Raw genomic sequence first — 10,919 nt, 5'->3', positions numbered from 1 at the left:
GCGTCCGTGCCCGACTCCCTCGGTCCCCGCCTCAAGGTCGGCGTCGTCGTCCCGTCCACCAACACCTCGGCGCAGCCGGAACTGGACGCGCTGCGCCCCGACGGTGTCACCAACCACACCGGCCGGATGGTGATCGAAGACGACCCGATGGTCGACGAACCCGGGTTCGACCACGTCATGCACGACATCCGGCGGTCGACGCGGCCGGCGATCCGCGGTGTCGTCGGCTGCGACCCCGGCTGCGTGATCATCGGGGTCTCCCCGGAAAGCCATTGGGAGGGGCCGGAGGCGCACGGCCGCGTCCTCGCCGCGATGCGAGAGGCCGCGGGCGGGCGGCCGGTGACGATGAGCCCGGACGCGATCAACGCCGCGCTCGCCACGTACGGCATCCGCCGGATCGCGGTCATCACGCCGTATCTGCCGGTCGGCGACGATCCGGTGCGGCGCTTCTTCGGCGACAACGGCTACGACCTGCTGCGCGTCCACGGGCTCGGCATGCCCAGCCCGGCCAAGATCTCGCACGTCTCCGAGACCGCGCTCCGCGACGCGGTCAAGGAGGTCGACCACGCCGACGTCGAGGCCATCGTCCAGGTCGGCACCAACGTCGCCATGGCTCGGCTCGCGGCGGCCGCCGAGTTCTGGCTCGGCAAACCGGTGCTCTCGAACAACGTCGTCCTGTATTGGCACACCCTGCGGCAGAACGGTGTCGCCGATCGCGTGCCCGGCTTCGGCTCCCTGCTGGCGGAGCACTGACCGGTATTTGACTGATCGTTACAGAACATGGGATGCTGGACGGCATGCCCCGCCCCAAGGGTTTCGATCCCACCGAGGTGCTCGACGCCGCGGTCGGCACGTTCTGGCGTAAGGGATACGCCGCCACGTCGGCCCAGGACCTGGTCGACGGCACCGGGCTCGGGCGGGGCAGCCTGTACAACACGTTTTCGGGCAAGCAGCAGCTGTTCAGCCAGGCGCTTCGGCGCTACGAGGAGACGTCCGCGACCCGGGTCGAGGAGATGCTGGCCGCGCCGGGGACCATCCGGGCGCGGATCAGACGCGTCCTGATGGACGTCGTCGACGACGAGCTGGACTCGTCCGCCGCGCATCGCGGCTGCCTGGCGGTCAACGCCGCCCTCGAACTCGGCGGCATCGACGACGAGGTCACCGCCCGCGTCCGCCACAACTTCGAGCGCGTGGAAAACGCGTTTCACGCCGAGTTCGCCGCCGCCCGGGAGCAAGGGGAGATCGGCGGCGATCCGCGGTCACTGGCACGGTTCACCCTCGCCGCGATGTACGGCCTGCGGGTCTTGGGCAAGACCGCGGACCGGCAGGCGCTCACCCAAGTAGTCGAAACCACCATCCAGGCGTTGTGATGTTCCAGGTTTCGTGACAGAACCCCCGCGCTCACCCGGGTTTCTTGCGTTCTGATTCTTTAACGAGCATTCCACTATCGGCAAGGAGCAGGTAACTCATGACGGAGACCGTCGCGGTGCTCGGCACCGGAATCATCGGTGCCCCGGTCGCGCGCAATCTGAGCAAGGCCGGATTCGCGGTCCGGGCCTGGAACCGCACCGCGGCCAAGGCCGAAGCCCTGGCCGAACATGGTGTCGAGGTCGCCGGGAGCGCCGCGGAAGCCGTCGACGGCGCGCGCGTCGTGATCACGGTCCTCACGGACGGCCAGGCGGTGCTGGAGGCCATCCGCGCGGCCGCCCCCGCCGCGGGCACGATCTGGGTGCAGCTCAGCACCGTCGGCGACGCCGTCGAGGAACTGGTCGAGTACGCCGGCGAGCAGGGGCTCGTCTTCGTCGACGCGCCGGTGCAGGGCACCCGTCAGCCCGCCGAACAGGGGCAGTTGATCGTGCTGGCGGCAGGCGCGGCCGACACGCGGGAGACCGTCCAGCCGCTGTTCGACGCGATCGGCAAGCGCACGCTGTGGGTCGGCGAAGACGGCCGCACCGGCGCGGCGAGCAGGCTCAAGCTGGTGCTGAACACCTGGGTGATCGCGCTGACCCACGGCGTCGGCGAGGCGCTGGCGCTGGCCGAAGGGCTCGGTGTCGACCCGCGGCACTTCGTCGACGTCGTCACCGGCGGCCCGATGGACAACGGCTACTTCCAGGCCAAATCCGCCGCGATCCTCAACGGCGACTACACCACCGCCTTCTCGGTCGACAACGCCGAGAAGGACGCCCGGCTGGTGCTGGCCGCCGCGGCCCGCGCGGGGGTCCGGATGGACGCCGTCGAGGCCGGGCGGGCCCGTTTCGCGCGCGCGTCCGAGGCCGGACACGGCGACGAGGACATGGCGGCCGGCTACTTCGCCAGCTTCACCGACCGCACTTAAGGGTCCTAAATGCGCAGGTAGCGCACCTGGGCCGCCTTGCCGCGTTCGATCCCCTCCCTTCCCGAGAGGTGTTCCGGAACGCCGACTTCCCACCACGCGCCGGCCTCGGTCCACGAGTCCGGCCGGGTCCGCACCACGACCACCGCCGGTCGCTTTTCGGCCATCGCGGCTTCCCGTGCGTTCGCGTAGGCGGCGCGCACATCGTCCACAGTGGACGCGGGGAACACCGCGCACCCCAGCGATTCCGCGTGCCGCGCGAAGTCGACCCGTGGGGGATCGGCGTGCGCGCTCCGGCAGTCTCCGAGGAGGTTGTTGAACGGTTTGCCGCCCTGCCCCTCCTGCAGCCGCGCGATGACCGCGTAGCCGTCGTTGTCGCAGACCACCGCCACGAAAGGATGCCCGGCGAAGGCGGCCGAGAAGAGTTCCGAGTTCAGCATCAGGTACGAACCGTCGCCGAGCATCGTGGTGACCAGGCCTTCGGTGCGCGCCATCGCCGCACCCCAGGCACCCGCGAGTTCGTAACCCATGCAGGAGAACCCGTACTCGACGTCCATGCTGATCGAGCCCGACCCGCGCCAGCCGCCGATGAGTTCGCCCGGCATTCCGCCGGACGCGGTCATCACGTAGTCGTGCGGCTCGGAGAGATCGTTGACCGCGCCGACGACCTGGGCGTACGTCGGCACTTCACCGGAAACGGCGCGCAGGGTGTCGATATGCGCGTCCCAGCGGTTTCGCTCTGCCGCGGCCCGCTCTGTCCACAGTGGATCAACGCGCCAGTTTTCGAGCTGGGCCGACAGATCCACGAGACCCGCGTCGGCGTCGCCCACGACGGCGAGCGCGCCGTGCTTGACCGCGTCGAACCGGGCGGCGTTCAGCGTGACCAGCCGGACGTCGGTGGAGAACACCGTCCAGGACGCCGTGGTGAAGTCCTGCAAACGCGTGCCGACGGCCAGCACGACGTCGGCCTCCGCGGCCAGCACGTTCGCCGAGGTCGACCCCGTGACGCCGAGCGGACCGGCGTACAGCGGATGACCGTGCGGCACGAGGGTGCGCCCCGCCGTGGTCTCGGTGACCGGGATGCCGTGCCGCCCGGCGAAGGCCAGCGCACGCTCACCCGCGCCGGAATACCGGACACCGCCGCCGAGCACCAGCAACGGTTTCCGCGCCGCCCGCAGCGCGCCCGCCGCTTCGGTGAGTGCCCGGCGATCGGGCCGTGGCCGCTGCGGGCGATGGGTCACCGGCGCGAACAACGCGTCCGGGAAGTCGTAGGTCTCGGCCTGGACGTCCTGGGGGAGCGCCAGCGTCACCGGCCCCGCGTCCGCCGGATCGGTCAGCACCCTGGCGACCTGCGGCAACGTCGAGAGCAGTTGCTCCGGCCGGGTGATCCGGTCGAAGTACCGGCTCACCGCGCGGAAGGCGTCGTTGACCGTGGCCGTCGGATCGCCGAAATGCTCCACCTGCTGCAACACCGGATCCGGGGCGCGGCTGGTGAAGGTGTCGCCGGGGAGCAGCAGCACCGGCAGCCGGTTCGCGTGCGCGACCCCGGCCGCGGTGACCATGTTCAGCGCGCCGGGCCCGATCGACGACGTCACCACGCCCACCTGGCGCCGATGCGTCGCCTTGGCGTAGCCGACCGCCGCGAGCGCCATGCCCTGCTCGGTCTGCCCGCGCCACAGCGGGAGCTCGTCGCGGTACTCCTCCAGCGCGGTGCCGAGGCCGAGGACGTTGCCGTGCCCGAAGATCGCGAACACCCCGGGGAACAACGGGACTTCCCGCCCGTCCAGGGTTTCCGACCGCTGCGCGAGCAGCCAGCGCACCAGGGCCTGTGCCGTGGTCAGCTTCATGAGACCCGCCCTTCCTGGCTCGTGACCGGGCAGCGCGGGTCGAGCTCCTGGTCGTTCCACGTGTCGCGGACCCAGCCGTGCGCGGGGTCGTCGCAGAACGCCATCGACCGCTCGTCGGCGGGCCCGGCCAGGACGTTCAGGTAGTACATCGGATAGCCCGGCGCGGCGACGCAAGGACCGTGATAGCCGCGCGGGATCAGGAAGACGTCCCCGTCCCGGACCGCGACGTCCTCGTCCAGTTCACCGTCGGAGGTGTACGTCCGGTGCAGGCCGAACCCTTCGCGGGAAGGGGTCACACCGTCGCGGCCGGCGATGCGGAAGTAGTAGATCTCCTCGTTGACGACCTCGCATTCGGACACCTCGTCGTGCTTGTGCGGCGGATACGACGACCAGTTGCCGCCCGGCGTGATCAGCTCGCACGCGTTCAGCTTGTCCGCGTGGTCCCAGACGCCCGGCACGCCGAAGTTGGTGACCTGCCTGGTCGCCTGCCCTGCCCCGCGCACCTCCACCGGCACGTTCTCGGCCGGCCCGTAGCGCGGTTCGAGACGGCGGCCGCAGCGGGCCATCGGCAGCGCGACCTCGATCCCCGCCGCTGTCGACAACTCGACTTCGGCGTCGCGTGGCACATAGGCGAAATCCGTGACCCGGGTGAACACCGAATCCCGCCCCGCCAGCTCGAAGACCTGCTCGTCGACCCGGACCGTGCACGATCCCGCCAGCGGCAGGACGAACGCCTCGTATTCGCCGGTGCGCACCACCCTGGTTTCCCCGGCGGCCAGTGAGAGGACCCGCAGACCGCTGTAGCTCCAGCCCGCCGAGTCCGGGGTGAGCCGGACCGGATCCCGCTCGTCCGAAAGCGTCCCGAGTGGACGGTGCAGCTTGCTCACAGCAACTCCTCGATCTCGTCGGCGGTGGGCATGGCGTCGGCGCAGGCGAGCCGCGAGGCGACGAGCGCGCCCGCCGCGTTGGCGTAGGTGGCGATGCGCACCGGATCCCAGCCGGACAGCAGGCCGTGGATCAGCGCGCCGCCGAAACCGTCCCCGGCGCCGAGCCCGCAGACGACCTCGACTCGCTGCGGCGGCACGGTCCAACGGCCTTCGGCGGTGGCCACCAGCACACCCTCCGCGCCCTTCTTGATCACCGCCAGCTCGACACCCCTGGCCAGCATCCGGGACGCGGCCTCGTCGGGATCCGCCGTGCCGACGGCGACCTCCGCCTCGGTGCGGTTGCCGACCGCGACCGTGACGTGGTCGAGCATCCAGCCGATCTCCGCGCGTGCCGTCTCGGTGTCCGGCCAGAACATCGGCCGGAAGTCGAGGTCCAGCACGGTATGCGACCGGCGCCCGCGCCGCAGGAGCATCTCGCGCTGGGTGGAGCGCGCCGGTTCGACCGAGACACCAGTCCCGGTGACCCACAGCAGCGGAACGGATTCCACGACGTCCCAGGGCACATCGTGCTCGCCGATGGTCAGATCCGGGGCGATCGGGGACCGGTAGAACAGCAGCGGCGGATCCGCGGGCGGGTCCAGCGAGCAGAACACCACCGGCGTCTGCAACCCTTCCGACGTCCCGACGTGCTCGGGGGAGACGCCGAACTCCCGCAGCGCCTGCCGCACGTACTCGCCGAAGCCGTCCGGGCCGACCTTCGTCAGCACCGACGTCGAGCGGCCGAGCCGCGCGGCGGCGACCGCGACGTTGGTCGCGGTGCCGCCGAGCGATTTGGCGAAGGTGCTGACCCCGGCCAGCGGCACGCCGCTCTGCTCGGGGTAGAGGTCCACCCCGACCCGGCCGACGGTCAGTGCTTCGAGAACGGTCATGAAGGGGACTCCGCGGCTCGCAATTCGTGTTCGAGGGCTTCCAGTTCCGCGCCGCCCGCCATCTGCCTGGTCAACTCGGCCAGGTCGATCTCGGACTTCTCGTAGGCACCGAGCGACGCGCCCCGTTTGAGCAGCAGAAAGCGATCCGCCACCGGATACGCGTGATGCGGGTTGTGCGTGATCAGCACGACGCCGAGCCCGCGATCACGGGCCTGCGCCACGTACTTGAGCACGACCCCCGCCTGTTTGACGCCCAGCGCGGCCGTCGGCTCGTCGAGGATCAGCACCTTCGCCCCGAAGTACACGGCCCGCGCGATGGCGACGCACTGCCGCTCGCCACCGGAGAGCGTGCCGACCGGCTGCTCGACGTCACGCAGGTCGATGCCCATGTCGGACAACGCCTTCTTGGTCGTCTCGCGGCCCTTCTTCCGGTCCAGCGCGCGGAACGGGCCGAACCCGACCGTCGGCTCGGAGCCGAGGAAGAAGTTCCGCCACACGCTCATCAGCGGGACGACCGCGAGGTCCTGATACACCGTCGCGATGCCGCGATCGAGCGCTTCACGCGGCGAGGCGAACTTGACCGGCTCGCCCTCGACCAGGAACTCGCCTCTGTCGTGCTGGTGGACTCCGGCCAGGATCTTGATCAACGTGGACTTCCCGGCGCCGTTGTCGCCGAGCACGCAGGTGACCTCGCCGGCGTTGACCACGGTGCTGACGTCGCGCAGTGCGATCACGCTGCCGTACGTCTTGCCGACGTCCTTCACTTCGAGGAGACGACTCATCGCCGGACCCTTTCCGCTCGCCGCCGGAAGGCGTTGTTGACCAGGACCGCGGACAGCAGCATCACACCGAGGAACAGCATGAACCAGTCGCTGTCCCAGCGGGCGAACACGATGCCCTGGCGGGCCATACCGAAGATCAGCGCGCCGATCGCGGCGCCGATCGCCGAACCGAACCCGCCGGTCAGCAGGCAGCCGCCGATCACGGCCGCGATGATGTACTGGAACTCCAGCCCGATGCCCTGGTTCGCCTGGACACTCGCGAACCGCAGGATGTTGATCGAGCCGACCAGCCACGCCGCGAGCGCGGTGGTCATGAACAGCATGATCTTGGTGCGCACCACCGGCACCCCGACCGCGCGCGAACTCTGCGCGGAGCCGCCGACGGCGAAGATCCAGTTGCCGAAGCGGGTTCGAACCAGCAGCCAGGCCGCCAGCACGGCGAACCCGATCCACCACACGATCGAGATCTGGAACGCCGTCCCGCCGATGTCCACAGTGGACGCGAAGACGAAGCCGGCGGACTCATAGCCGTCGGTCGAACGCATCCCGGACACCTGGACGGTGCCGGTGACCAGCCGGGTGACGCCGAGGTTGAGCCCCTGCAGGGCCAGGAAGGTGCCCAACGTGACGATGAAACTGGGCAACCCGGTGCGCATCACCAGCCAGCCGTTGAACGCGCCGACCGCGAGGGCGAAGACCAGCGACGCGAACAGCGCGAGCCAGACGTTCCAGCCCGCCTGCGTCGCCAGCGTCGCGGTGACGAGCGCGGTGGACGCCGTCATGACCCCGGCGGAGAGGTCGAACTCGCCGCCGATCATCAGCAGGGACACCGCGACCGCCATGATGCCGAGCGTCGAGGCGTCGTCCAGCCAGGTCGCCACGCCGCTGCCGCTGAAGAACTGGTCGGTGACGACGGTGAAGAACAGGAAGACCACGACGGCGCCGAGCAGCGCGCCGATCTCGGGCCGGACGACCAGCCTGTCCATCAGCCGCGGTTTCGCGATCCGTTCGTCGAGGGTGGTGGTTGTCATCGCGTGCCCCTTTGCACGTACCGGCCGACGGTGTCCACAGTGGATTTGTCGACCAGGTCGGGCCCGGTGAGCACCGGCTTCCCGCCGCCGACGACGTTCGCGTTGTCCCGGTAGAGCTTGAGGAACTGCACCGGGAGATAGCCCTGTTCGTACTGCTGCTGATCGACCGCGAAGACCACGTCGCCCGACTTGATCGCGCCGACCACGTCGGTGTTGAGGTCGAACGTGCCGACCTGCGCCGTCGAGCCGACCGACTTGATCGCGCTCACCGCACGGGCGGCGACCTGCGAGTTCAGCGTCAGGACGGCGTCGAGGGAGGAGTCGGTCTGCACCGCGCCCCTGATCCGGGATTCGGCGTCGGTGGGGTTGCTGATGTCGACCTGCAGGGTCTGCACGTCGCCCGCGAAGCCGGTCTTGGCGCCGTCGCAACGTTGCGCCTGCCCGACGTTGCCCGCTTCATGGACCACGCAGAGCAGCTTCTTCTTGCCGAGCTCCCGGAACTTCTTCCCGGCCTCCTCGCCCGCGATGGTCTCGTTCTGCCCGACGTGGGTGAGCGCGCCGTACGCCGCGCTCTTGTCCTCGCCGGAGTTGATGGTGATGACCGGGATCCCGGCGCGGACCGCGTTCTCGATCGAGGTCTTGAGCGCCTCCGGATTCGCCATCGACACCACGAGCCCGCCGACCCGCTGGGCGACCGCGTTGTCGATCAGCTTGGCCTGATTGCCGGGGTCTCCGTCCGAGTTGTACTCGACCTGGACGTCGAGCTGCCTGCCCGCCTCTTCGGCGCCGTTCTTGACCACGTTCCAGAACGCGTCACCGGCCGTGCCGTGCGAGATGACCGCGACCCGCAGCGGCCCGCTGGGCTGGGTCGTCTCCGGGCCCGCGCCCGCCGCGGGTTTCTCCTCAGCCTTCGGCCCGGTGCACGCGGACAGGAGCAGCAGCCCCGCCACGACCACCAAGGCCTTTTTCAGGGTCGTCTTGGGAACCCGCGACCGGAATCGCTTTGACAGAGCGGGTTCCCGTTTGGGTTCCTCTTCGCAAGCACTGTTGCGCCGCCATTTTTTCAAGCGATGGGACATCGTCGTCTCTCCTCGCTTCTTCCGTTACCTGGCAGCCGGGAGCCGGCTGACGATTCCGTCGAGATGCGCCAGGCTCCTGGCGACATCCCGCTTCGGCAGATCCTCCGGGCTCCCCTCGCTCAGCGCGGTGTCCTGTTCGAGCACATACCACCCGTCGTAGCCCGCCTCGTGGACGAACCTGACCATCGTTTCGATGTCGACGTCCCCGTCGCCCAAGGGGACATACAGACCTTTGCCCACCGCTTCGGCGTAGGGAAGCCTTCCGGCGCGGACTTCCTCGGCGAGTTCCCCGCGCACGTCCTTGAGGTGCAGGTGCCCGACCCGGCCGGGATGACGTTTCGCCAGCGCGACCGGATCGGTCCCGCCGATCAGGAGGTGCCCGGTGTCCAGGCACAGCGGGAGAGCGGAATCGGCGAGGAAACGCTCGACCTCCCGTTCGGTCTCCACATGCGTCCCCACATGCGGGTGCAGCACGGTGCGGAGGCCGTGCCGCGCGGCGATTTCCTTGATCTCGCCGGAGGTTTTCACGAGGGACGCCCATTCGGCGTCGCTCAGCTCCGGCCGATCGTCGTAACCGTCGAGCCCGGTCGCGGCGGCGAGCACGAGCATGCCGCCACCGCAGGCGGCGAACAACGCGGCGGATTCTTCGGCCTCCGCCAGCGCGGCTTCGCGATTCTCGTGCAGGACGACGGCGAGGAAGCCGCCGACCAGTTCGAGCCGGTGGCCGTTCAGTCGTTCGCGCAGCTCGGCCGGGTCTCGCGGCAGGTATCCGGGCGGGCCGAGTTCGGTGGCGCGCACTCCCAGCTCCGCCATTTCGCCCAGTACGGTCCCCGCGTCGAGCACGCGGCCCCAGCCGGGGACTTCGCAGACGCCCCAAGAGATCGGGGCGGCGGCGACGCGGATCCGGGGTGTCGTGACGGTCATCGGCGGCCTCCGGGGGATCGGGGTTAGAGCGCTCTATTGATTAGAGCGCTCTAATCATGTAGCGTCCGTCACAGTAAAGTCAAGGGCACGGAGAGGGTGGAAATGGCGCGACCGACGATGGAGGACGTCGCCGCGAAAGCGGGGGTGTCCCGCGCGCTCGTGTCGCTGGTGATGCGGAACGCGCCGAACGTCTCGGACGAGCGGCGCACGCGCGTGCTCTGCGCGGCGCACGAACTGGGGTACGAGCCGCACGCGATGGCCAGGTCGCTGGCGAGCCGGACGTCGACCGTCCTCGGCGTGATGGTCTCCGATCTCCGCAACGCGTTCTTCGCCGACGTCGTCGAAGGGCTCGACGCGGCGGCCGAGGCGGCCGGGTTCCACTTGATCCTCAACACCGGTGGCCGGAGCCCCGCGAGGGAGCGTGCCGCGCTGAAGAGCCTGCTGTCCTTCCGGCCCGCCGGGGTGATCCTGCTGTCGCCGGTGGTCCCCGCGTCGGCGATCGAGGAGGCGGCCGCGCAAAGCCCCGTCGTCCTGGTGTCGCGGACGTCGCGCGCGGCGGGCGTGGACACGGTGAACGACGACGGCGAGGCCGGGTCCGCGCTCGCCGTGGATCACCTGGTTTCCTTGGGGCACAAAAGCATCGCCCATCTGGACGGAGGGCTCGCCGCCGGCGCGGCGGCCCGGCGCCGGGGATATCTGCAGGCCATGCGGCGGCATCGGCTGCATCCGGTCGTCGTGCGCAGCGAGCACACCGACACCGCGGGCGAGAAGGCCGTGCACGAACTGCTCGGCGATCCGCCGGAAGGCGGAATGCCGACCGCGCTGGTGGCGGGCAACGACTTCAACGCCGTCGGTGCGATCTCCGCGTTGGAAGAGGCGGGCCTGCGCGTGCCGGAAGACGTCTCCGTGGTCGGCTACGACAACACCTCGCTCGCCGCGCTGCGCCATCTGTCGCTGACCACTGTGGACCAGCCGCGCACCGAGATGGGCAGGCTGGCCGTCGAAGCACTGCTCGAACGGATCCGGGGTGAACGCGCCGAACCGGTCCGCCATCTGCTGCACCCGTCGCTGGTGGTCCGATCGACCACCGCCGCTCCAGAAAGGTAAC

At 69.9% G+C, this 10,919-nt stretch carries 11 protein-coding genes; 4 read left to right on the top strand and 7 right to left on the bottom strand.

Annotated elements, in window-relative coordinates; genetic code table 11:
* Nucleotides 1–6 precede the first annotated feature (6 nt).
* The 3 genes from AORI_RS71020 (at nt 7) to AORI_RS71010 (ending at nt 2,335) form a co-directional block, all read left to right on the top strand.
* Nucleotides 7–753, top strand: coding sequence for a maleate cis-trans isomerase family protein (locus tag AORI_RS71020; RefSeq protein ID WP_016336309.1), 747 nt, complete (start codon nt 7–9; stop codon nt 751–753).
* 44 nt (nt 754–797) lie between these two features.
* Nucleotides 798–1,370, top strand: a complete 573-nt coding sequence (locus tag AORI_RS71015; RefSeq protein WP_043849095.1) for a TetR/AcrR family transcriptional regulator — start codon at nt 798–800, stop codon at nt 1,368–1,370.
* Between the two features lie 98 nt (nt 1,371–1,468).
* On the top strand, nt 1,469–2,335 hold the full coding sequence (locus AORI_RS71010) for an NAD(P)-dependent oxidoreductase (RefSeq protein ID WP_016336307.1): 867 nt from the start codon (nt 1,469–1,471) through the stop codon (nt 2,333–2,335).
* Between the two features lie 5 nt (nt 2,336–2,340).
* Here AORI_RS71010 and iolD read toward each other — a convergent pair whose 3' ends face one another.
* The 7 genes from iolD to AORI_RS70975 form a co-directional block, all read right to left on the bottom strand.
* Complete coding sequence (iolD, locus tag AORI_RS71005; RefSeq protein WP_016336306.1) at nt 2,341–4,179, bottom strand: 3D-(3,5/4)-trihydroxycyclohexane-1,2-dione acylhydrolase (decyclizing); 1,839 nt, start codon at nt 4,177–4,179, stop codon at nt 2,341–2,343.
* A complete protein-coding gene (iolB, locus tag AORI_RS71000; RefSeq protein ID WP_016336305.1) occupies nt 4,176–5,066 on the bottom strand; it encodes a 5-deoxy-glucuronate isomerase in 891 nt (296 codons plus the stop codon). The genes iolD and iolB overlap by 4 nt, the downstream gene beginning before the upstream one ends.
* Complete coding sequence (gene iolC, locus AORI_RS70995) at nt 5,063–5,995, bottom strand: 5-dehydro-2-deoxygluconokinase (protein ID WP_016336304.1); 933 nt, start codon at nt 5,993–5,995, stop codon at nt 5,063–5,065. Before iolC ends, iolB begins: the two co-directional genes overlap by 4 nt.
* Nucleotides 5,992–6,777, bottom strand: coding sequence for an ATP-binding cassette domain-containing protein (locus tag AORI_RS70990; RefSeq protein WP_037342220.1), 786 nt, complete (start codon nt 6,775–6,777; stop codon nt 5,992–5,994). Before AORI_RS70990 ends, iolC begins: the two co-directional genes overlap by 4 nt.
* Nucleotides 6,774–7,808 (bottom strand): ABC transporter permease, encoded by a 1,035-nt coding sequence (locus AORI_RS70985; protein WP_016336302.1) that lies wholly within the window; start codon nt 7,806–7,808, stop codon nt 6,774–6,776. Before AORI_RS70985 ends, AORI_RS70990 begins: the two co-directional genes overlap by 4 nt.
* Nucleotides 7,805–8,779, bottom strand: coding sequence for a sugar ABC transporter substrate-binding protein (locus tag AORI_RS70980; RefSeq protein ID WP_123799109.1), 975 nt, complete (start codon nt 8,777–8,779; stop codon nt 7,805–7,807). The genes AORI_RS70985 and AORI_RS70980 overlap by 4 nt, the downstream gene beginning before the upstream one ends.
* A 132-nt stretch (nt 8,780–8,911) precedes the next feature.
* A complete protein-coding gene (locus AORI_RS70975; RefSeq protein WP_016336300.1) occupies nt 8,912–9,811 on the bottom strand; it encodes a sugar phosphate isomerase/epimerase family protein in 900 nt (299 codons plus the stop codon).
* Nucleotides 9,812–9,913: 102 nt separating this feature from the next.
* Here AORI_RS70975 and AORI_RS70970 point away from each other — a divergent pair, with 102 nt between their 5' ends.
* Nucleotides 9,914–10,918 carry a LacI family DNA-binding transcriptional regulator gene (locus AORI_RS70970; protein WP_016336299.1) on the top strand — a complete coding sequence of 335 codons (1,005 nt, stop codon included), beginning with the start codon at nt 9,914–9,916 and terminating at the stop codon, nt 10,916–10,918.
* Nucleotide 10,919 lies beyond the last annotated feature (1 nt).

Origin of the sequence: Amycolatopsis keratiniphila (assembly GCF_000400635.2) — a bacterium.
In the GTDB taxonomy this organism is placed as follows: Bacteria; Actinomycetota; Actinomycetes; order Mycobacteriales; family Pseudonocardiaceae; genus Amycolatopsis; species Amycolatopsis keratiniphila.
This window is presented reverse-complemented; position numbering and strand designations above follow the sequence as displayed.